This is a genomic window from Streptomyces sp. NPDC002754, from assembly GCF_053592315.1.
This window is the reverse complement of sequence record NZ_JBSFVM010000033.1, coordinates 46,891-67,576: the sequence shown is the minus strand read 5'-3', so window position 1 is coordinate 67,576 and position 20,686 is coordinate 46,891. Positions and strand designations below refer to the sequence as shown.

Sequence of the window (20,686 nt, the reverse complement as noted above, 5' to 3'; positions counted from 1 at the left end):
GGATGCGCCCCGATCTCATGTTCTGCCGCCGCCTACTCGGACTTGATCGCGGCGAGCATGTTCAGTCGGGCCGCGCGGCGGGCCGGCCACAGGGCGGCCAGGATGCCGACGACCGCGGCGAGCGCGAGGAAGATCCCCATCCGGCCCCAGGGCAGGATCAGTTCGTACGTCGACATGGAGTTGCCGATGAGCTGACCTGCGGCCCAGCCGAAGAACACGCCGAGGCCGATGCCGAGCACGCCGCCGAACAGGGAGATCACCAGGGACTCCAGGCGGACCATCCGCTTGATGCCCTTGCGGTCGATGCCGATCGCGCGGAGCATGCCGATCTCCTGCTGACGCTCGAAGACCGACATCGCCAGGGTGTTGATGACGCCGAGCACGGCGACGATGACCGCCATGGCGAGCAGGCCGTAGAGCATGTTCAGCATCAGCGTGAACATCTGGGCGACCTCGTTGGAGATGTCCTGGCGGTCCTGGATCTTGATCGCCGGGTTCTCGCCGAGGGCCTTGGTGAGCTTGTCCTTGGTCGCGTCGGAGGCGCCGCCCGACATCTTCGCCATGACCTGCATGTCGGTGACGGTCTTGGTGTGCGGATCGAGGGTGGGGGCGTCGACCATGATGCCGCTCATCATGTCGTTCGACTCGTAGACGCCCGCGACGGTCAGCTGCTGCTTCTTGTCGTCCTCGTAGGTGACGGTGAAGTGCGAGCCGGCCGTCCAGTCGTGGGCCTTCGCGGTCCTGTCGTCGACGACGACGTTCGTGCCGCCGACCTTGAAGTCACCGCTCTTCATGGGGAGTTCGGCGAGTCGGCCGATCGTTTTGCCGTTGACGCCGGACAGGTCCTCGTAGTCGCGGCCGATCACCGAGGGCGCGCTGGACATACCGCTGACGGCGGTGACGCCCGGGGTCTCGTCGAGGGTCTTGCGGACGTCGGAGGAGAGCTCGCTGCCGTTCGCCATGGAGACGACGTAGTCGGCCTTGATCGAGTCGGCCGCCATCTTGTTGATCGCCGACTGCACGCTGCCGGCGATCACCGTGAGGCCGGTGATCAGGGTCAGGCCGATCATCAGCGCCGACGCGGTGGCGGCGGTGCGGCGCGGGTTGCGAACCGAGTTGAGGCGGGCGAGCTTGCCGGAGATGCCGAAGGCGCGCAGGACCGGGGCCGCGAGGGCGATCAGCGGGCGGGACAGCAGCGGCGTCAGGATGAAGACGCCGATGACGAGGAGTGCGGCGCCGAGGGCCATCGGAGCCTGACCGGCGTCGCCCTTCATCGTCGTCGCGGCGAGCACGGCGGCGATGCCGACGGCCGAGACGAGCGAGCCGAGCGTGTTGCGCAGGATCAGGGACTTGGCCGTCGGGGCGGCGTGCACCGCGTTCATCGCGGCGACCGGCGGGATCTTCGCGGCGCGGCGGCCCGGCAGCCAGGCGGCCAGCATCGTGATGAGGACGCCGACGACCAGTGCGGAGACGACCGTGCTGACGGAGACGACGAGCGGCCCGGCCGGGATGACCGCGCCCGTGGAGCCGATCAGGGACCGCATGCCCGCGCCGATCCCGATGCCGGCGGCCAGACCGGCGACGGCGGCGACGGCGCCCACGACGAACGCTTCGAGCAGCACCGAGCGGGTGACCTGGCGGCGGGTGGCGCCGACGGCGCGCATCAGGGCCAGTTCCTTGGTGCGCTGGGCGACCAGCATGGTGAAGGTGTTCGCGATGATGAAGATGCCGACGAAGAGCGCGACGCCCGCGAAGCCGAGGAGCAGCTTCTGCATGGAGCTCATCGAATCGGAGATCATCTTGGCTTGCTCGTCGGCGAGTTGCTGCCCCGTCTTCATGTCGACGGTGTCCTTGGCGAACGCCTTGTCGAGCCCGGCCCGCAGCTGGTCCTGGCTCGTGCCCGCGGCGGCCCGTACGTCGATCTCGTCGTACGCGCCCGGCTTGTGGAAGAGCTGCTGCGCGCTCGCCGTGTCGAAGAGGGCGAGGGAGCCACCGGCCGCGACGTTGCCGTCGTCGGTGGTGAAGATGCCGGTGACGGTCGGGGTCAGGACCGGCCCGTCGATGGACATGCGCACCTGGTCGCCGACCTTGTAGCCGGCGCGCTTGGCGGTGTCCGCGTCGAGGGCGACCTGGTTCTTGCCGTGCGGGGCGGCGCCGTCCTTGAGGGGGTAGCGGGAGTCCGGGTGCTGCGAGGTGCCCGAGTAGTTGCCGCCCTTGGTGGAGAAGCCGTTGCCGACGGCCTTGCCGTCCTGGTCGGCGATGGCGGCGTACCCGCTGAGCACGCCGTACGCGGAGGCCGCGCCGGGCACGCTCCGCGCCTTCTCCAGGGAGGAGTCGGTCAGCTTGGCCTCCTCGCCGACCTTGTCGCCCCCGCCGTCGATGTAGCCGGGCGTGAGGGCCACGTCGACGTGGTCGTAGCCCTTGGCCGAGGACTTCTCCATGGCGCCGGAGATGGTGTTGGTGAAGACGAGGGTGCCGCTGACGAAGGCGACGCCGAGCATGACGGCGAGCACGGTCATCAGCAACCGTGCCTTGTGCGCGAACACATTGCGCAAAGCGGTTCTCAACATGGCGGTTCTACTCAGTCCTGGGTAGGTGCGGTTCCGGGCAAATCAGGCCTCTGCGGCGATTGAGGCGCGCGGCTGGGCAAATCAAGCCCCTGCGGCGATTGAGCAGCGGGGTCCGGGGCGGAGCCCCGATCTTTTAAGCCCCGCCGGCGATTGAGGCGCGGGGTCCGGGGTGGAGCCCCGTGAGCGGCGGAGTGCTCAGCTCGTACGCCCCTTGGCGTCGAACTGCTTCATCCGGTCAAGGACGGAGTCAGCCGTCGGCCCGTACACCTCATCCACAATCCGACCGTCCGCCAGAAACACCACCCGATCCGCATACGCCGCCGCGACAGGATCATGCGTGACCATGACCACGGTCTGCCCCATCTCCCGCACGGAGTTCCGCAGGAAGCCCAGAACCTCCGCCCCGGACCGCGAGTCAAGGTTTCCCGTGGGCTCGTCCCCGAAGATGATCTCCGGCTTGGAGGCCAGCGCCCGGGCCACCGCCACCCGCTGCTGCTGCCCGCCGGAGAGCTGCGCGGGCCGGTGCCCGAGGCGCTCGGAGAGGCCCACCATCTGGATCACGTTCTCCAGCCACTGCTTGTCGGGCTTGCGGCCCGCGATGTCCATGGGCAGCGTGATGTTCTCCAGGCCCGTCAGCGTCGGCAGCAGGTTGAACGCCTGGAAGATGAAGCCGATCTTGTCCCGGCGGAGCTTGGTGAGCTGCTTGTCCTTCAGCGACCCCAGCTCGGTGTCGCCAATCCGGACGGACCCGGAGGAGAACGTGTCGAGGCCCGCGACGCAGTGCATCAGCGTCGACTTGCCGGAACCGGACGGGCCCATGATCGCGGTGAACTCGGCCTGCCGGAACTCGACGGAGACCTGGTCGAGCGCGACCACCTTGGTCTCGCCCTGTCCGTAGATCTTGGACAGATCCGTGGCGCGGGCTGCGGCCGTGGTGGCGGGCCGGCCCACGAGCGGGGTGGTGGTCACGGGAGGGTTCTCCTGTCGGTCAGGGTTCTGCTTACGGGGACGTTTCCATCGTCGCGGCCGATCCGGCCGGGAAGGTCAGCCGCAGCTCTCGTTCCGGAGGGCGACTTCGGAGGGATCGAGGAAGCCGGACTCATACCTGGGGATGACCCCGGTCCCTGAGAGGCGCCGAGCCGTGCCGCGTGGATCGGGCCGGTGAAATCCCGTCAATCCCTGGGAGCCCGTCCTCGGCGGCGACAGCGCTCCCGGCAGGTGCTGACGGGCCCCCGCGTGTGCTGATGCACCCTCAGACGTCAATAAAATAAGACAACGTGGGGACGTACCGCCGCTGATCGGGGGACGTCGCCGGATAGGCTCGGAACGTCGACGCGGAGCCCCACAGCCTGCCCGGATGGTGGAATGCAGACACGGCGAGCTTAAACCTCGCTGCCCTTAACGGGCGTACCGGTTCAAGTCCGGTTCCGGGCACCTCCGAACCTTCCCCTCCGCTCGCGTCGCTGCCCCCAACCTCCTCTCCTCCCAGGGGCGTTGACGCGCCATCACCCAGCTCCCGTGCGGCCCGGTCGGCCCGGGGGCCCTCGCGACCATTGACACCCGCCCCGCTCGGGGCGAAGATCCGCACATAACTCGATGAACGAAAGTTCACCAGGCGAACGCACTGCCTGGTGACCACGGCACCACAGGCGAACGAACGCAATGACGCGAGAGGGATCCCGTATGCGCACCACCGTCGGCATCATCGGAGCGGGCCCGGCCGGGCTGCTCCTGGCCAGGCTCCTGCACAACGCCGGCATCGAATCGGTCGTCCTGGAGAGCCGTGACCGCGCCTACGTAGAGCAGCGTCAGCGCGCGGGAATCCTGGAGCAGGGCACCGTGGACGTGCTGCGCGAGGCCGGTGTCGGCGCGCGCATGGACCGCGAGGGCCTGCCGCACGACGGCATAGAGCTGCGCTTCGACCGCCGCAGGCACCGCGTCGACTTCCCCGCCCTGACCGGCGGCAAGCAGGTCATGGTGTACGCGCAGACCGAGGTCTGCAAGGACCTCATCGCGGCCCAACTGGCGGACGGCGGGCCCCTGTTGTTCGAGGCCGAGGCGCTGGAGGTCGAGGGCGCCGACACCGGGAGCCCGCGCGTCCGCTTCCGCCACGAGGGCGAGGAGCAGATCCTCGACTGCGACTACGTAGTGGGCTGCGACGGCTTCTGGGGTGTCGCGCGGGGGGCCGTCCCGGAGGAGCTCACGCGCACGTACGAGCGCACCTACCCGTACGCCTGGCTCGGCATCCTCGCCGACGTGGCGCCCTCCCACGACGAGCTGATCTACAACCGCTCCGACCGCGGCTTCGCCCTCATGTCCATGCGCTCCCCGCACATCACGCGCGCGTACTTGCAGGTTCCCGTCGACACCGACCCCCAGTCCTGGTCCGACGACGAGATCTGGGCCGAGCTCGACCGCCGCCTGAAGGTCGACGACCCGGCCTGGCGGCTCGCCCGCGGCCCCATCACGTCGAAGTCCGTCACACCCATGCGGTCGTACGTCCACGAGCCGATGCGGCACGGCCGCCTCTTCCTCGCCGGGGACGCGGCGCACATCGTCCCGCCGACCGGCGCCAAGGGCCTGAACCTTGCCGTCGGCGACGTCATCACCTTCGCCCGCGCCCTCACCGCGTACGTGGAGAAGGGCGACACGGAAGCGCTCGACGCGTACTCCGAGACCTGCCTGCGCCGCGTCTGGCAGGCCGAACGCTTCTCCTACGCGATGACGACCATGCTGCACCGCGCCTCCGACGCCACTGCCTTCGACGACAAGATCCAGCTGGCCCAGCTGGACCGCGTGACCACGTCGAAGGCGGCCGAAACGGACCTGGCGGAGGCGTACACAGGATTCCCCGTATGAGGGGCCGGAAGGCGGAACACAGCGGGTGCACGGAACGTTCCTCGTAACAGGATGGGAAAGATCCTCCCTGAGCACTAGGGTCGGATCTTTGCCAGACCATTACTCTTGATGGCAAGGCCATACAGGGTGGCCATGGAGGAGTGAAATGAGGAGCAGCAACCCGGTCTTCTCGCGACGGGGGTTCAGCCGCGACAACGGCTACGCGCAGTTCAACGCGAACGCGCAGGCGCCGCAGGCCGGGGGCCCCGCTGTCGGCACGGCACAGGGTGGTCCGTACACCCAGGCCCCGGCCGGCAACCCGTACGCGCAGAACCCCTACGCGCAGCAGGACGTCCAGTACGGGGCTCCGCAGGCGCCCACCACCGGCCGCATGACGATCGACGACGTCGTCACACGCACCGCCACCACGCTCGGTCTGCTGATCGTGACAGCTGCGCTCTCCTGGGCGCTGCTGCCGATCGACGAGGCCAACATGGGCAAGTCGTACGGCATCGCGATCGGGGCGGGCCTCGTCGCGATGGTCCTGGGCTTTGTCCAGGCCTTCAAGCGCAAGGCGTCCCCGCCGCTGATCCTGGCGTACGCCGCCCTCGAGGGCGTCTTCCTCGGCGTGCTCTCGAGCATCGTCGACACGTACATCGCCCCCGGCGCGGCCATGCAGGCCGTGATCGGCACGATGGCCGTCTTCACGGCGGTCCTCGTCGCGTACAAGGCGGGCTGGATCCGCGTCAACCGTCGCTTCTACGGCTTCGTCATGGCGGCGGCCCTCGGCTTCGTCCTGCTGATGGCTGTCAACCTGCTGTTCGCCGTCTTCGGCGGCGGTGACGGCCTCGGCTTCCGCAGCGGCTGGCTCGGTGTCGTGTTCGGCATCGCGGGCATCCTGCTCGGCGCGTGCTTCCTGGCCCTGGACTTCAAGCAGGTCGAGGACGGCGTCGCGTACGGCGCTCCGAAGGAAGAGGCGTGGCTCGCCGCGTTCGGCCTCACCATGACGCTGGTCTGGATCTACATGGAGTTCCTGCGGCTCATCGCGATCCTGCAGGGCAGCGACTAGGCGTAACCGTCGCCCGACGGTCAGGGGCCCGCACACCTTTTCGGTGTGCGGGCCCCTTGCCGTGAGGTGGGTTCGTGAAGGGGAGCGGGCGCTAACGGAATCGCCGTGCGGCGCGCCTCAGGTCGTACTCGTGGATGATCGCCTTCGCGTGGCCGTACGCGAGGTCGTGCTCGCCACGCAGCCAACTGACCTTCTCTTCGAAACGAAGGAAGCAGGGGCCTTCTTCGACGGTGCGCATCCAGTCGCCGAGTTCACGACCGGTGCAGTGGGGGATGCGAGCCAGCAGATTGCGGTGGGTCTCCTCGGAGAAGACTTGGGACATCGGCGCCTCCGGAACGCTTCGATGTGGCCGGTCCTTCACGCCACCGTGCCTGAGCGCCCGGGCCTTGTAAACAGCTACAGTCGGCGCGTGCTTGATACGACGTCTTTGACCGCAGCAGTGGATCAGTTCGCCGATCGGCTCAGGGCCGCGCCGCAGAGCAGATTGCAGCGGGGCGCTGCCGCGGAGGCGCTGGCGCTGGCCAGGGAGCTTTCGGGGCGGTCCCAGAAGTTGGACGAGCCCGGTGCGGTGGTGCGGGAGATGCCCGATGCGGGGATGTTCGCCGCGGCCGACCAAGTGACGGTCGCGGGCCGCGACTTGGCGGTTTCCCTCCGGGAGGCGGGGGAGTTGGCGGAGGCGGTGGACCTCGTCGAGCAATCCATGAAGCGAGCCGGGGTCTAACTGCCGGGGCTCAATCGCCGCAGGGGCTTGAAATGCTCAGACCGCCGCACATCCAGCCCCGCCGGCGTTTGAGGCGCGGGGTCCGGGGCGGAGCCCCGAGGGTGCAATCACGGTTCAGGCTGAAGCTATGACCCGGTCCGCCAGGATGTAGACGCTGCCGTCGCCGCATTCGAAGGTCAGCGCGTAGGCCCCGGAGACCCCCGAACCACCCAGCAGCACGGGCGTCTGGCCCTCACGCAGGGCGGACGCCAACTGCTCCGCCGTCTCCCGGTGACCCGGGGTCATGCAGAGCGTCGTGCCGTCGGTGAACACGTACACGTCGAGCGTGCCGAGCGGGCCGGGCCGGACGTCGGCGAGGGCGGTGCGGGTCTGCGCCAGCTCCTCGAGGCACTGCACCGTGCGCTCATGGTCGCCCACGACCGGCGACTGGACCGGAACGAAGTCGGGGTGCGAGGGGTGCCTGCGGCGGGCCGCGGCCAGCTCCGGCGACTCCTCGACGATCTCGTCGAGCGCGGCCGTGCCCGCGAACTCGTCCTCCGGCTCGAAGGGCTCCAGGCCCGCGAGGTCCGCCTGACGCGGCAGGAACATGTCGTCGCCGAGCGCGCCGCCCGCCAGGAACGGCGGCAGCTCCGAGCTGTCCCGCGCCTCCTGGGCGGCCCAGAACGCCCGGGCCTCCGCCAGCTCGCGCTCCCGCTCCTCGGCGAGGGCGTCGGCGACGGCGTTGCGTATCTCCTCCGCGTCCGGCGTGGTGCGCGCGGCGGGTACGCCGGGCAGCGCCCCGAGGGCGCGGTCCCTGCTCAGCTCGTCGCTGAGCTCCGACACCTGTCGGCGCAGACCCTTGACGTGCTGAAGGGTGGCGACGCCGACGGCCGTGGCAGCGGCCGTGGCGAGCACGAGGACACTTATGGCGGCAGGCATGGCGCTCACTGACGTACTCCCGGTTTCAAGTCGACCCCCGACTTCCTACATCAGCTTGAAGCCTGGACGAACCACCTGTCAGTGCATTACGTCACGAAACGGACAGGTCTTTTGGCGGGCGTTTAGCACCGGTATGGGGTGGGAACGGGGTTGACCTGCGAAAATCAATCTCCCCCGAGATGCACGTCACATCCTGGGGGAGATTGGATCACGAACAGATAGACCGCCTCGAGCGGGCTCCGGTCAGTTCAGGCGCTCGATGACCATCGCCATGCCCTGTCCACCACCCACGCACATGGTCTCCAGACCGAACTGCTTGTCGTGGAACTGGAGCGAGTTGATCAGCGTGCCGGTGATCCGGGCGCCGGTCATGCCGAAGGGGTGGCCGACGGCGATGGCGCCACCGTTCACGTTCAGCTTGTCCTCGTCGATGCCCAGCTCGCGGGCGGACGGGATGACCTGCGCGGCGAACGCCTCGTTGATCTCGGCCAGGTCGATGTCGCCGATGCCGAGACCGGCGCGCTTCAGTGCCTGCTTGCTGGCCTCGACCGGGCCGAGGCCCATGATCTCGGGGGAGAGCCCCGAGACGCCGGTGGACACGACGCGGGCGAGCGGGGTCAGGCCCAGCTCGCGCGCCTTGGTGTCCGACATGACCACGAGGGCGGCGGCGCCGTCGTTCAGCGGGCAGCAGTTGGCGGCCGTGACGAGGCCGTCGGGGCGGAAGACGGGCTTGAGGCCCGAGACGCCTTCGAGGGTGACGCCGGCGCGCGGGCCGTCGTCCTTGCTGACGACCGTGCCGTCGGGGGTCGTCACCGGGGTGATCTCGCGCTCCCAGAAGCCGTTCTTGATGGCTTCCTCGGCGCGGTTCTGCGAGCGCACGCCGAAGGCGTCCATCTCGGCGCGGGTGATGCCCTTGACGCGGGCCAGGTTCTCGGCGGTCTGCCCCATCGCGATGTACGCGTCCGGGACCAGGCCGTCCTCGCGCGGGTCGTGCCAGCTGGTGTTCTCCTGCGTGGCGACCTCGGCGGTGCGGGCCTCGGCCTCGGCGAAGAACGGGTTGTGGGTGTCGGGAAGGGAGTCCGAGTTCCCCTTCGCGAACCGGGACACCATCTCGACGCCGGCCGAGATGAAGACGTCGCCCTCGCCCGCCTTGATGGCGTGCAGTGCCATGCGGGTCGTCTGGAGCGAGCTGGAGCAGTACCGGGTGACGGTGCAGCCCGGGAGGTGGTCCATGCCCATCTGTACGGAGACGATGCGGCCGAGGTTGTTGCCCTGCTCGCCGCCGGGGAGGCCGCAGCCGAGCATCAGGTCGTCGATCTCGCGCGGGTCGAGTTCGGGGACCTTGGCGAGGGCGGCCTGGATGATCGTGGCGGTCAGGTCGTCCGGGCGGAGGTCCTTGAGCGACCCCTTGAAGGCGCGACCGATGGGGGAACGGGCGGCTGAGACGATCACTGCTTCGGGCATCACGCGGCTCCAGAGTTCGATACGGCTGACCGTGAGGGAAGTTACCCGTACGTACCGCTCAGGTCACCGGGGTGCGGGTGTGACCCCTGCCGCACTTTACTAAGCGCTTGCTCACCCCATCAAGCCCCTGCACTCCAAGCCCCGCCGGCGTTTGAGGCGCGGGGTCCGGGGCGGAGCCCCGGGAGCGGGGGCCGGGTGGGCGTCACGTGTCGGCCGGGACCGGGTCCTCCGTCGTGACCCGCCGGCGGCGGCGCCGCTTCAGCAACGCCCACGGCCCCCGGGGACCGGTCGGCATCGCCGCCGCGACCTCCGTCCCACCCTCCTGCGCCGCCTGCGCCGCCGCACGGGCGACCGGGAGGAAGCCCTCGGAGCGGGACGTGTCCGGGCGCTCCTCCTCCGGCCACAGGCCGAGCGAGGCGCAGAGCGTGGGAAGCATCGCCATCGCCGCGGTCGCATAACCCTCCACGGAGGGGTGGTAGTTGTCGGGGCCGAAGAGCTCGCGGGGGTTCGCCGCGAACTCGGGGCCCAGCAGATCGCCCAGCGACACCGTCCGCCCGCCCTGCTCCACCGTGCCGATGGTCTGCGCCGCCGCGAGCTGGCGCGAGGTGCGGCGGGCCAGCCAGCGCAGCGGCTGCTGGACCCGTTCCACCGACCCCAGGTCGGGGCAGGTGCCGACCACCACCTCGGCGCCCGCCGTGCGCAGGCGGCGGACGGCCGCCGACAGGTGCCGTACGGACTTCGTCGCCGGCATCCGGTGCGTGACGTCGTTCGCGCCGATCATGATCACGCAGACGTCGGGCCGCCAGCCGGGGTCGCCGAGGCCGAGCGGCACCTGACGGTCCAGGTCGTCGGAGCGCGCGCCCGGCATCGCCACATTGCGCAGCTCCACCGTCCGCTCCGCCACCGCCGCGAGCCCGGACGCGAGCAGCGCGCCCGGCGTCTGCCCCGCCCGGTGCACACCCTGCCCGGCGGCCGTCGAATCGCCCAGCATCAGGAAGCGCAACGGTTCGCCGTCGCGGGGGCCGTACATCCGCCGCCCGTACACACCGTCCGCGGCCGGCACGTGCACCGGCTCCGGACCGTGGTTGCCGACCTGACGTCGCGCGATCTGTACTTCGGCGAGCACCACTCCGACCGTGGCCGCGCCCAGCAGCCCGATCCCGCCGCCGCCGTACGCCGCACCCGCTGCGATCCGCCGTGCCACCCTCGCCCTGCTCGACATGTTCCGCGGCCACCTGCCTCTGCGACTCTTTTGGGGCTACAAGGACTCCTTGCCCCGTTATCCCTGTCGGCCAATCGCAACGCCGGATGAAGCCACACTGTCCAGCGCGTGCGCCTTACCCTTGCGGCACCATTACGGAGGAGAACCCGGAGACCACGGTGCGCATCCACGAATCGATGATCGACCTCGTCGGCAACACCCCGCTGGTGAGGCTCAACAAAGTGACCGAAGGGCTGCGGGCGACCGTCCTGGCCAAGGTCGAGTACTTCAACCCCGGCGGCAGTGTGAAGGACCGCATCGCGCTGCGCATGATCGAGGCGGCCGAGCGGAGCGGGGCGCTGGAGCCCGGCGGCACCATCGTCGAGCCGACCAGCGGCAACACCGGCGTCGGCCTCGCCATGGTGGCCCAGCAGAAGGGCTACAAGTGCATCTTCGTCTGCCCGGACAAGGTCTCCACGGACAAGATCAATGTGCTGCGCGCGTACGGCGCCGAGGTGGTGGTCTGCCCGACGGCGGTGGATCCCGAGCACCCGGACTCGTACTACAACGTCTCGGACCGTCTCGTCCGTGAGACGCCCGGCGCCTGGAAGCCGGACCAGTACTCCAACCCTGACAACCCGCGCTCGCACTACGAGAGCACGGGCCCCGAGCTGTGGGACCAGACGGACGGGCGGATCACCCATTTCGTCGCGGGCGTCGGTACCGGCGGCACGATCTCCGGGACCGGCCGCTATCTGAAGGACGTCAGCGAGGGCCGGGTGAAGGTCATCGGCGCCGACCCCGAGGGGTCCGTCTACTCCGGAGGCTCCGGGCGCCCGTATCTCGTCGAGGGCGTCGGCGAGGACTTCTGGCCGACCGCCTACGACCGGGAGGTCGCCGACGAGATCATCGCGGTGTCCGACAAGGACTCCTTCCAGATGACACGACGGCTCGCCAAGGAGGAGGGCCTCCTCGTGGGCGGCTCCTGCGGCATGGCCGTGATGGCGGCACTGCGCGTCGCGGAGGGCCTCGGCCCCGACGACATCGTGGTCGTGCTGCTGCCGGACAGCGGGCGCGGGTACCTCAGCAAGATCTTCAACGACGAGTGGCTGTCCTCGTACGGGTTCTTGGAGGAGCCGACGGAGGTGGGCCGGGTTCTCGACGTGCTCAGCCAGAAGAAGGGCGCGCTTCCCGGCTTCATCCACATGCACCCGGAGGAGACGGTCGGCGAGGCCATCGATGTGCTGCGCGAGTACGGGGTCTCCCAGATGCCCGTTCTGAAGCGTTCCGCCGGTCACCCGGACGTGATGGCCGCCGAGATCGTCGGTTCCGTGGCGGAGCGGGAACTCCTCGACGCGCTGTTCACCCAACGGGCCACGCTCGGGGACCCGTTGGAGAAGCACATGTCGGCGCCGCTGCCACAGGTCGGCTCCGGGGAGCCGCTCACGGACCTGATGAACGTGCTGGGTTCGGCGGACGCCGCGATCGTGCTCGTCGAGGGCAAGCCGACAGGCGTGGTGAGTCGGCAGGACCTTCTGGCGTACATGGCACACGAGGGCAAGTGACCCGGTGACCTTCCGTGCGGCCCCAAGGACTTCGGTGATGAGGGGCCGCACGGAACGGCTACCGTGCGGATGTCTGCTTCGGGACCACCTGCAACAGGTCCGGGTCGAACGGGGCGCGCCGCGACGTCCCGGGCGGCAGTGGCAGGACGACAACGGAGTCGATCACGTCGGCGATGGCCGCGCGGCGTTCATGCAGGCTCATGGTGGGCCAGGCGTCAGGGTCCCGGGGTAGTGAGTGCGGATAGCTGGAGGCCAGGTACGAGGAGCGCGTCTCTTCGAGGCCGGAGATCCTTTCTGACAGGTCTGCGACCACGTCGGCGTGTTCCAGCGAACCGCCTGCCTGTGTGAGCACGTGGCGCTCCTGGACCAATTGGAACAACAGTGGCTCTCCCTCCCAACGGGGGCGAGGCGCATCGAGGGGTGTGCCGCGCTCCGAGAGGAGCCGGGCGACGACACCCGACAGGTGAGCGTCCACCGCATGGGCGCTGCGGGCCGTGCCTCCGCAGTCCATCGAGGCGCAGACGTACACCACGTTGTCGGGGTTCTGGGCGGTCGGTCTGGCGCAGCCGCCCATGCGTGAGCGGCAGGGCGTGCCGTGCTTGTCGGCGCCGCAGCGGAGGAAGCCGCTGAAGAGGTATTTCCGTAGCTGAGTGGGCGGTTCGGCGGGCGGTCGGCTGCCGTTGGTGAGTCGGGTGCCGCGTTGTGCGCCGTTCTGCTGGGAGATGTCCACAAGGGCGCGCCACTCCGCCGGAGTGGCGACCGTGTCCCACTTTCCGATGACGGGCAGGCCCGTGGCGGGGTCGGTGACCAACTCGCCGTTCATGAAGCGGTATCCGCACATCACGGGGTTGGTGAGCGCCTGCCGAACGGTCGCCCCGCTCCAGGTCTTTCCCGAGGCCGTGGGTACGCCGCGGTGGTTCAGGTCCCTGGCGATCGAGTTCCAGCCGTGTCCCGCCAGTGCGGCGTCGATCATTTCGCGGAGGACCGGCCACTCCCCGGGGTCCTTCCGCATGTTCATCTTGCGGCCCGATGCGCTCACTGGTCCGACGTACCTCGTCGACGCCCGTCGTGCTCGACGCCGAGCTGTCCGACGCCCGAACGTTGAAGATCGCTCCACGTTCGATGAAGAGACCTTCCTCGGTGACGGTCAGGGCCCGGCGCAGCCGGTCGAAGTCGGCGGGCAGCCGCCACACCCGCTCGTGCTCCGTGGCGACGAGCGCACGGACGGGGAATCCTTCGGGGGTGCGTCGGCAGTGCAGTGCGTGCACGGTCTGGTCGAACGACGGTCTCGCGATGCCTGGGTCGGTCGCCTTGATCCCGTTGTCCTCATGGAACTTGACGATGGCCACGCCGAACTCGTCGGCCGTCTCGCCGTTCTCCTCGTGCTGATGCCTGACTCCTGTGCCCGGAGCGCGTCCGCGGGCGAGGACGGACGACCGGGTGCTCTGGTCGGAGGTGATGCGTGCGTAGTCGATACCAGGGACCCTGCCGTCGAGCCATTGCTCAAAGGTCCGGCCTTCTTCGAGTGCTCTGACGAGCAGAGGGTTGAGGAAACTTCGCGACCATCCGGACGCGCTGGAATCCTTGCGATCGGCGTTGCTCGGCAGAGCCGACTGTGCCAATCGGGGCCTACGCGCGTAGGTGGATGGTTGACTGGACCACGCGAACGGGTGACCGGGGGAGCTCGGGTGCGGAAGGCGAAAGTCGCTGAACTGGTACGAGCACGTCACGTGCGCGCAGCACCGGCTTAACACGGGTCCGGCACATTGGTGGATGTCGGGACGGAGGGGGAGCGGCTCCCCTCTCCGGCCGGCACTGAGCGGCGTCAGGAACTCCGGAGCGGCTCCCGGACCTCCAAGGACGCCCTGGGTGTGACACCGGGCCTGACCCGGTGCGCGCCCTTCGCGGGGACCGCCGTCGTCCCGCCCCCCGTTCACGGGGGTGCGGCGGTCCCCGCGCAACTCTCTTTTCCCATAGGGGTGTTACTCGACGAAGAGGCCGCGTTCCGCCGCCCGTACGTCGAATTCCTCGAGGCGTGCCTGTGCCTGCGGCAGCCCGTCGCACATCGCCTCCAGGAGTACCCGCCCGAGCAGCATCGGCGAGCACGCCGTGTCGAAGGCGAGGCCCGTGCCGACGGCCGCGGGCAGCAGCAGGTCGGAGTGGCGGGCGACGGGGGCGAAGGCGGAGTCGGCGACGGTGACGACGGTCAGGCCCGCCTCCTTCGCGTACGCGAGGGTGTCGACGACCTCGCGCGGGTGGCGGGGGAGCGCGAAGCAGAGCAGGGTCGTGGCGCCCGCGCGGACGGCCGCGTCGATGCGGTCGGCGAGCATGGTGCCGCCCTCGTCGAGGAGGCGTACGTCGGGGTGGACCTTCGCGGCGAAGTACGCGAAGCCGAAGGCCTGGGACGCGGCCGCGCGCAGCCCGAGGACGAGCAGCGTCGGTGAGGCGGCGAGGATCCGGCCCGCACGCTCGACCGGTTCCGGGTCGGCGAGCAGTTCGGCGAGGTGTCGGAGGTTGGCGATCTCGGCTTCGACGGCCTGCTGGTACTCGTTGGCCTTGGTGGCGGAGGCCGGTTCGGCGGGGGCCGTCTCGCGCAGGTGTTTGCGCAGCGCCGGGTAGCCGTCGAAGCCGAGCGCCACCGCGAACCGGGTCACGGAGGGCTGGCTCACGCCGGCGAGCTCGGCCAGCTCGACGGACGACAGGAACGGCACCTCGGCCGCGCGCCGCACCATGCAGTGCGCGATGCGGCGCTGGGTGGGCGTGAGGCGGTGCCCCTCGAAGAGGCTCTGGAGGCGGGCGGAGGGGCCCTGTGCGCCCGCGTCGTGGTCCGTCCCGCTCCGTGTGCTGTCCGTGCGCTCGCTCATGTCTCCCGCCGGTTCATTCAACGGTCCCATTTCGTGCATGATTCTATTCAGGACGGTGCCGGGGGCGCCAGACCTCCCGGCCGATGCGGCGCCCGCGGCGCCCTGCCGTCGCGCCCGCCGTCACTGCTCCGCGAATCGCCCCAGCAGGGTCGCCGCCCGTTGTACGTCCGCCGTCAGGGGTCGGTCCGTCACGTCGTCGGGAAGCTCCTGCGATGCCAGCGCGAAGGCCCGCCCCACCGGAAGCTCCGTGTCCGGGCGCAGGTCGCGCAGCCGCAACGCCCGGACCGCCGCGACCAGTTCGCAGCCCACGACCTGGCGGAACGCCGCGCACACGCGCAGGGTCTGACGGGCCGCCAGGGAGGCGAAGCTGGCCTGCTCCTCGACGCCGCGCGAGAGCACGGCGTGGCCGAGGGACGCGGGCGCGGAGAAGGCGCGCAGGTCGGCGAGGGCGCCACCGGCCGCGTACTCCAGGATCATCACGCCGGACGACGCCGGTTCGCCGTCCGCGAGGAACGGGCGCAGGCGGGTGAAGCCCGGTTCGTTGAGGGTGGAGAGGCGGGAGGTGGAGAGCCGGGCCACCTGGCTGATGGCGAGGCGGAAGTGGTCGAGCGCCAGGGCGAGTTGGGCCATGTAGAAGCCGCCGTGGTGGTAGGCCGCCATCTCCGTGTACGAGATCAGGGGGTTCTCCGCCGCCGCGTTGATCTCGACGGTGAGGACGTCCTCCAGGGCGTCCGCCGCGTCCTGCGCCGGTCCGTGGATCTGCGGTACGCAGCGGAAGCCGTACGGGTCCTGGATCCGGCCGAGCGGGGGTGTGGGGTGGTCGTCGGCGCCGAGGATCCCGCGCATCCGGGCCGCGACGTCGAAGCTGCCCCGGTGGCGGCGCGACTCGTGGACGGGCAGGGCGTACGCCTCGTAGGAGCCGTCGACCGCGAGCAGGCTCAGGGCCGCCACCAGGTCCGTCGCCGCTAGCAGGTCGCGCAGTTCGTGCAGGGCGAGGGCGGCCTGGCCGAGGGTGAGCGCGTTGGAGGAGATCAGGGCCAGGGCGTCGTTGTTGTCGAGGGGCTGCGGCTTGGGCGGGGTGCCCTTGCCGCGCCACGGGTGTTCGCCGGCGAGGGCGAGGCCCATCTGGGACAGGGGTGCGATGTCGCCGGTGCCGACGGAGCCGTGCTCGTTGACCGCCGGGTACGCGCCCGCGTCCAGGGCCTCGCAGAGCGCCGTGACGACCGTGGGGCGCAGGCCCGCGCCGCCGGCCAGGAGCTGGTTCGCGCGGACCGCGAGCATCGCCCGCACCTCGCGCTCGGGCAGCTCGTCGCCGATCGCGCCCGCGTGGCTGCGCAGCAGGCGAAGGCCGTGGTCGGCGGCGGCCTCGGTGGGCACGTCCTCGCTGCGGTTGGCGCCGACGCCGGTGGAGCGGCCGTAGACCCTGCCCCACGCGGCGATCTCCCGCGCCGCGTTCCAGGACCGCTCCACGCGCTTCATGGCGTCGGTGCCGGGGACGGGGCGGGCGCTCGCGTGGGCGAGGCGGACCACGTCGGCGACGGGGAGGCCGTGGCCGTCGAGCACGACGACCGGGTGGGCCGAGCGGTCCGCGTGCGCCGAGCGGTCCTGGTGGGACATCACGGTCTGTTCCTCCTCGAAGAGTGGCAACGGTCTCCTATGCCCCAAAAGGGCGTCCGCGTCTCATAATCCGGTCCCGTCAAGGGGATTTACCGATGATTTACACGGAGGCATTGACAAATTATTCACGCACCGAGAACTCTGCATGACGATATGCAGGACGGGCAAGAGGACTCCAGAGGCGCTCCATGATCCAGTTCGAAGCGGTCCACAAGCGATTCCCGAACGGCACGACAGCGGTGCACGACCTCTCGCTCGACATGCCGGAGGGGGGCGTGACCGTCTTCGTCGGGTCGTCGGGCTGCGGCAAGACGACCAGCCTCCGGATGATCAACCGTATGGTCGAGCCCTCCTCGGGCACGATCCGGGTCGGTGGGCGCGATGTGCTGGAGCAGGACGCCGCTGAGCTGCGGCGCTCGATCGGGTACGTGATCCAGCAGGCGGGTCTTTTTCCGCACCGGACGGTTCTCGACAACGTCGCGACCGTGCCGCTGCTGCTCGGCTGGGGGCGGAAGAAGGCGCGGGTCGCGGCCGGTGAGCTGCTCGAGCGGGTGGGGCTCTCCGCGGAGATGGGCAAGCGGTATCCGCATCAGCTGTCCGGTGGTCAGCAGCAGCGGGTGGGGGTGGCGAGGGCGCTGGCCGCGGATCCGCCTGTGCTGTTGATGGACGAGCCGTTCGGGGCGGTCGACCCGGTCGTTCGTACGCAGCTTCAGGATGAACTGCTGCGGCTCCAGACGGAGTTGAGCAAGACGATTGTGTTCGTTACGCACGACATCGATGAGGCGGTGCGGCTCGGGGACCGGATCGCGGTGTTCCGGGAGGGTGGGCACCTCGTGCAGTGTGCTCCGCCGGAGGAGTTGTTGGCGCGGCCGGTGGACGAGTTCGTGGCGGACTTCCTCGGGGCTGAGCGGGGGCTCAAGTTGTTGTCGCTCTCGACGTTGGGGGATGTGGCGCAAGCTGCTGCGCCCGAGGGTGGGGCGTGGGAGCTGGTGCTGGACGGGGCGCGTCGGCCGGTCGCTTGGCGCGAGCGGGTTGGCGGGGCCGAAGCCCCTGTGCGGGCGCTCCGTGACGGGGACTCGTTGCTGTCCGCGTTGAACGAGTCGGTGGCGTCGCCCTCCGGGCTGGTGGTCCGCGTCGATGCGGATGGGGTGTTCACGGGTGTGTCGTCCCGGGACGACGTTCATGAGCGGTCCGGTCGAGCGCACAGTGACGCCCAGTCCGGCGCAACGCCTCGGGGCTCCGCCCCGGACCCCGCTGCTCAATCGCCGCAGGGGCTTGATTTGGCCGCACCGGTGCCTGATGGCGCCGAGAAGGCTGATGGCGCCGAGGTGGCTGATGGCGCCGCGAAGGCCGATGGCGCCGCGAAGGTCGACGGCGCCGCGAAGGCCGATGGCGCCGCGAAGGCCGATGGCGCCGCGAAGGTCGACGGCGCCGCGAAGGCCGATGGCGCCGCGAAGGTCGACGGCGCCGCGAAGGTCGATGGCGCTGAGAAGGTCGACGGTGTCGAGAAGGCCGACGAGGCTGGCGGGGCTGGTGGCGCGGAGGCGTCCGAGGGTGCTGAGGGGGTCGCGTGACCATCGACTGGTCCTGGATCGGGGAACATCAGTCCGATCTCGCCACACTCACCCTTTCTCACCTTCAAGCCGCGCTCAGTGCCGTGTTGTTCGGGCTCGTCATATCCCTGCCGCTCGCCGTGGTGGCGCATCGGGTGCGGGCGCTCCGGGGGTTTCTGCTCGGGATGTCGAACGTGCTGTTCACCATTCCGTCCATCGCCGTCTTCGTGCTGCTGCTGCCCGTCTCCGGGCTCACCCGCACCACGACCGTCATCGGGCTGACGATCTACACCCTCGTCGTCCTGCTGCGGAACACCGTCGAGGGCCTCGACTCCGTGCCCGCGAAGACCAAGGAGGCCGCGAAGGCCATGGGGACGCGGCCGATGCGGGCCCTGCTCACCGTCGAGCTGCCGCTCGCGCTGCCCGTGATCATGGCGGGCGTACGGATCGCCACCGTGATGGCCATCTCGCTCGTGTCCGTGGCGACGTACATCGGGGACGGCGGGCTCGGCCAGCTGTTCACGGACGGGTTCCAGCGGAACTTTCCGACCCCGGTCATCGTCGGCGTCGTCCTGACGCTGCTGCTCGCGCTCGTCGCGGACGCGCTGCTCGTCGGCGTCCAGCGGCTGCTCACCCCGTGGACCCGGACCCGGAAGGCCTGAACCCGCCATGTTCGAACTCTTCAAGAACCTCGGGGCCTGGCTGGTCAGCGGGGAGCAGTGGGCGGGGAGCGACGGCATCGCGACGCGCGTCGCCGAGCACCTCCAGTACTCGCTGCTCGCCACGCTCGTCGCCGCCGCCATCGCTCTGCCGGTCGGGCTGCTCATCGGTCACACCGGACGTGGCGCCTTCGTCGCCATCAACCTGTCGTCCTTCGGGCGGGCGCTGCCGACGGTCGGGCTCGTCGTGCTCGTGTTTCTCGCGAGCGGGCTCTCCATGTGGCCGGTCTATATCGCGCTCGTCGCGCTTGCCGTGCCGTCGATCGTCACCAATACGTACGCGGGCATGACCGCCGTCGATCCCGAGGTGCGGGATGCCGCGCGCGGGCAGGGCATGCGGGCCCACCAGGTGCTGTTCCAGGTCGAGTTGCCGCTCGCGCTGCCGCTGATCATGACGGGGCTGAGGCTCGCGCTCATCCAGGTCGTCGCCACCGCCACCATCGCCGCGTACGTGTCCTTCGGCGGGCTCGGCCGCTACGTCTTCGACGGGCTCGCCCAGCGGGACCTGGTGCAGGTGCTCGGCGGGGCCGTGCTCGTCGCGGTCGTCGCCATCGTCCTCGACCTGGCGCTGTCCGGCCTTCAGCGGCTCCTCTTCCGTCACCGCCCCACCACTCTCAAGTCCGCCTAGGAGCACGCCAGATGAGCAAGATGAACCGACGTACCCTCCTCGGCGGCCTGGCCGCCGCGGCTTCCGTCCCCGCGCTCGCCGCCTGCTCCAGCGGCATCACGTCGCTCGACGAGCAGGGCGGCTCGGTCTCGGGCGGCGGCTCCAGCAAGAAGGGTGTCACCATCGGCACCGCCAACTTCACCGAGAACCAGGTGCTCGGGTACTTGTACGCCGCCGCGCTCGAAGCGGAGGGCGTGAAGACGAGCGTGCGGCCCAACCTCGGCACCCGCGAGATCCTCATCCCCGCCCTCAAGAGCGGCGACATCGACCTGCTGCCCGAGTACCAGGGCGCCCTCCTGCACTACCTCGACACCAAGTCGAAGGCCACCGAGGAGGGCGAGATGCAGAACGCCCTCGCCATGGTGCTCCCGGCGGGCCTGCAGATCCTGCCGTACGGGCTCGCCGAGGACTCGGACGCGTTCGCGGTGACCCGCGAGACCGCGAAGAAGTACAAGCTCACGTCCCTCGCCGATCTCGCGAAGCACAACGGGGAGCTCGTCATCGGCGCCGCCCCGGAAGTGAAGAAGCGTCAGGTCGGCGCGGTCGGGCTCAAGGACGTGTACGGCGTCGAGTTCAAGGAGTTCAAGTCCCTTGATTCCTCAGGTCCTTTGGTGAAGGGCGCACTGAAGAAGGGCGATGTGGATGTCGCGAATCTGTTCACGACCGACACCGACATCGCCGCCAACGACTGGGTCGTCCTCACCGACCCCAAGAACCTGGTCCCCGGTCAGCACATCGTCCCGCTGATCGCCGACCGCAAGGCCGACTCGACCGTCCGCAAGGCACTGGCCCGGTTGGGCAACGTGCTGACGACCGAGGACCTCACCGAGCTCAACCGGCTCGTGGACAAGGACAAGAAGGACCCCGAGGACGTCGCGGACGACTACGCGCGCCGCCACGGGATCAGCAAGAAGTAGGGA

General features: G+C 69.8%; 16 protein-coding genes, 1 tRNA gene and 1 pseudogene. 9 read left to right on the top strand and 9 right to left on the bottom strand.

Translation table 11 applies throughout. The features are described from left to right. Window positions 1–32 precede the first annotated feature (32 nt). Complete coding sequence (locus tag ACWD2L_RS35770; protein ID WP_351338828.1) at window positions 33–2,570, bottom strand: ABC transporter permease; 2,538 nt, start codon at window positions 2,568–2,570, stop codon at window positions 33–35. 195 nt (window positions 2,571–2,765) lie between these two features. Next, a complete protein-coding gene (locus tag ACWD2L_RS35765) occupies window positions 2,766–3,539 on the bottom strand; it encodes an ABC transporter ATP-binding protein (protein ID WP_451193179.1) in 774 nt (257 codons plus the stop codon). A gap of 382 nt (window positions 3,540–3,921) precedes the next feature. Here ACWD2L_RS35765 and ACWD2L_RS35760 point away from each other — a divergent pair. From ACWD2L_RS35760 to ACWD2L_RS35750, 3 genes are all read left to right on the top strand, one after another. After that, window positions 3,922–4,004 (top strand) — tRNA-Leu (locus ACWD2L_RS35760). A 249-nt stretch (window positions 4,005–4,253) separates the two neighbouring features. Beyond that, window positions 4,254–5,429, top strand: coding sequence for a 4-hydroxybenzoate 3-monooxygenase (locus ACWD2L_RS35755; RefSeq protein WP_351338830.1), 1,176 nt, complete (start codon window positions 4,254–4,256; stop codon window positions 5,427–5,429). Window positions 5,430–5,574: 145 nt separating this feature from the next. After that, window positions 5,575–6,477, top strand: a complete 903-nt coding sequence (locus tag ACWD2L_RS35750) for a Bax inhibitor-1/YccA family protein (RefSeq protein WP_351338833.1) — start codon at window positions 5,575–5,577, stop codon at window positions 6,475–6,477. Between the two features lie 91 nt (window positions 6,478–6,568). Here the strand turns inward: ACWD2L_RS35750 and ACWD2L_RS35745 are convergent, their stop codons facing one another. Beyond that, window positions 6,569–6,799 carry a DUF4287 domain-containing protein gene (locus ACWD2L_RS35745; RefSeq protein WP_326019949.1) on the bottom strand — a complete coding sequence of 77 codons (231 nt, stop codon included), beginning with the start codon at window positions 6,797–6,799 and terminating at the stop codon, window positions 6,569–6,571. 87 nt (window positions 6,800–6,886) lie between these two features. On the opposite strand from ACWD2L_RS35745, the gene ACWD2L_RS35740 reads away from it, so the two are divergent. Further along, the gene (locus ACWD2L_RS35740; protein WP_351338837.1) at window positions 6,887–7,198 is read left to right on the top strand and encodes a hypothetical protein; all 312 of its coding nucleotides are present in this window, start codon (window positions 6,887–6,889) and stop codon (window positions 7,196–7,198) included. Window positions 7,199–7,312: 114 nt separating this feature from the next. Here ACWD2L_RS35740 and ACWD2L_RS35735 read toward each other — a convergent pair whose 3' ends face one another. The 3 genes from ACWD2L_RS35735 to ACWD2L_RS35725 all read right to left on the bottom strand — a co-directional run bounded on the left by ACWD2L_RS35735 (window position 7,313) and on the right by ACWD2L_RS35725 (window position 10,802). Then, on the bottom strand, window positions 7,313–8,116 hold the full coding sequence (locus tag ACWD2L_RS35735) for a hypothetical protein (RefSeq protein ID WP_351338840.1): 804 nt from the start codon (window positions 8,114–8,116) through the stop codon (window positions 7,313–7,315). 243 nt (window positions 8,117–8,359) lie between these two features. Then, window positions 8,360–9,580, bottom strand: a complete 1,221-nt coding sequence (locus tag ACWD2L_RS35730) for an acetyl-CoA C-acetyltransferase (protein ID WP_351338843.1) — start codon at window positions 9,578–9,580, stop codon at window positions 8,360–8,362. Window positions 9,581–9,782: 202 nt separating this feature from the next. Beyond that, window positions 9,783–10,802: an SGNH/GDSL hydrolase family protein gene (locus tag ACWD2L_RS35725; RefSeq protein ID WP_351338846.1), complete on the bottom strand. Its 1,020-nt coding sequence runs from the start codon at window positions 10,800–10,802 to the stop codon at window positions 9,783–9,785. A gap of 158 nt (window positions 10,803–10,960) precedes the next feature. Here ACWD2L_RS35725 and ACWD2L_RS35720 point away from each other — a divergent pair, with 158 nt between their 5' ends. Next, window positions 10,961–12,346, top strand: coding sequence for a cystathionine beta-synthase (locus ACWD2L_RS35720; RefSeq protein ID WP_351338849.1), 1,386 nt, complete (start codon window positions 10,961–10,963; stop codon window positions 12,344–12,346). A 58-nt stretch (window positions 12,347–12,404) separates the two neighbouring features. Here the strand turns inward: ACWD2L_RS35720 and ACWD2L_RS35715 are convergent, their stop codons facing one another. The 3 genes from ACWD2L_RS35715 to ACWD2L_RS35705 all read right to left on the bottom strand — a co-directional run bounded on the left by ACWD2L_RS35715 (window position 12,405) and on the right by ACWD2L_RS35705 (window position 16,827). After that, window positions 12,405–13,385 carry a recombinase family protein gene (locus ACWD2L_RS35715; RefSeq protein ID WP_351338852.1) on the bottom strand — a complete coding sequence of 327 codons (981 nt, stop codon included), beginning with the start codon at window positions 13,383–13,385 and terminating at the stop codon, window positions 12,405–12,407. A gap of 943 nt (window positions 13,386–14,328) precedes the next feature. Continuing rightward, a complete protein-coding gene (locus ACWD2L_RS35710; protein WP_351338856.1) occupies window positions 14,329–15,210 on the bottom strand; it encodes a MurR/RpiR family transcriptional regulator in 882 nt (293 codons plus the stop codon). Between the two features lie 120 nt (window positions 15,211–15,330). Further along, the gene (locus ACWD2L_RS35705; protein ID WP_351338918.1) at window positions 15,331–16,827 is read right to left on the bottom strand and encodes an aromatic amino acid ammonia-lyase; all 1,497 of its coding nucleotides are present in this window, start codon (window positions 16,825–16,827) and stop codon (window positions 15,331–15,333) included. Between the two features lie 188 nt (window positions 16,828–17,015). Between ACWD2L_RS35705 and ACWD2L_RS35700 the strand changes: the two are divergent. From ACWD2L_RS35700 to ACWD2L_RS35685, 4 genes and pseudogenes are all read left to right on the top strand, one after another. Further along, window positions 17,016–18,053, top strand: a pseudogene (locus tag ACWD2L_RS35700) (ABC transporter ATP-binding protein); the annotation flags it as partial. A gap of 344 nt (window positions 18,054–18,397) precedes the next feature. Then, window positions 18,398–19,042 (top strand): ABC transporter permease, encoded by a 645-nt coding sequence (locus ACWD2L_RS35695; RefSeq protein WP_351338859.1) that lies wholly within the window; start codon window positions 18,398–18,400, stop codon window positions 19,040–19,042. A gap of 7 nt (window positions 19,043–19,049) precedes the next feature. Next, window positions 19,050–19,727 (top strand): ABC transporter permease, encoded by a 678-nt coding sequence (locus ACWD2L_RS35690; RefSeq protein ID WP_351338862.1) that lies wholly within the window; start codon window positions 19,050–19,052, stop codon window positions 19,725–19,727. 20 nt (window positions 19,728–19,747) lie between these two features. After that, window positions 19,748–20,683: an ABC transporter substrate-binding protein gene (locus ACWD2L_RS35685; RefSeq protein WP_351338920.1), complete on the top strand. Its 936-nt coding sequence runs from the start codon at window positions 19,748–19,750 to the stop codon at window positions 20,681–20,683. Window positions 20,684–20,686 lie beyond the last annotated feature (3 nt).

What these genes read in the sequence shown, in the direction of transcription:
- ACWD2L_RS35770 (WP_351338828.1), bottom strand. Translation starts at nt 2,570, where the DNA reads ATGTTGAGAACCGCTTTGCGCAATGTGTTCGCGCACAAGGCACGGTTG.
- ACWD2L_RS35755 (WP_351338830.1), top strand. Translation starts at nt 4,254, where the DNA reads ATGCGCACCACCGTCGGCATCATCGGAGCGGGCCCGGCCGGGCTGCTC.
- ACWD2L_RS35750 (WP_351338833.1), top strand. Translation starts at nt 5,575, where the DNA reads ATGAGGAGCAGCAACCCGGTCTTCTCGCGACGGGGGTTCAGCCGCGAC.
- ACWD2L_RS35745 (WP_326019949.1), bottom strand. Translation starts at nt 6,799, where the DNA reads ATGTCCCAAGTCTTCTCCGAGGAGACCCACCGCAATCTGCTGGCTCGC.
- ACWD2L_RS35735 (WP_351338840.1), bottom strand. Translation starts at nt 8,116, where the DNA reads ATGCCTGCCGCCATAAGTGTCCTCGTGCTCGCCACGGCCGCTGCCACG.
- ACWD2L_RS35730 (WP_351338843.1), bottom strand. Translation starts at nt 9,580, where the DNA reads ATGCCCGAAGCAGTGATCGTCTCAGCCGCCCGTTCCCCCATCGGTCGC.
- ACWD2L_RS35725 (WP_351338846.1), bottom strand. Translation starts at nt 10,802, where the DNA reads ATGTCGAGCAGGGCGAGGGTGGCACGGCGGATCGCAGCGGGTGCGGCG.
- ACWD2L_RS35710 (WP_351338856.1), bottom strand. Translation starts at nt 15,210, where the DNA reads ATGAGCGAGCGCACGGACAGCACACGGAGCGGGACGGACCACGACGCG.
- ACWD2L_RS35705 (WP_351338918.1), bottom strand. Translation starts at nt 16,827, where the DNA reads ATGTCCCACCAGGACCGCTCGGCGCACGCGGACCGCTCGGCCCACCCG.
- ACWD2L_RS35690 (WP_351338862.1), top strand. Translation starts at nt 19,050, where the DNA reads ATGTTCGAACTCTTCAAGAACCTCGGGGCCTGGCTGGTCAGCGGGGAG.
- ACWD2L_RS35685 (WP_351338920.1), top strand. Translation starts at nt 19,748, where the DNA reads ATGAACCGACGTACCCTCCTCGGCGGCCTGGCCGCCGCGGCTTCCGTC.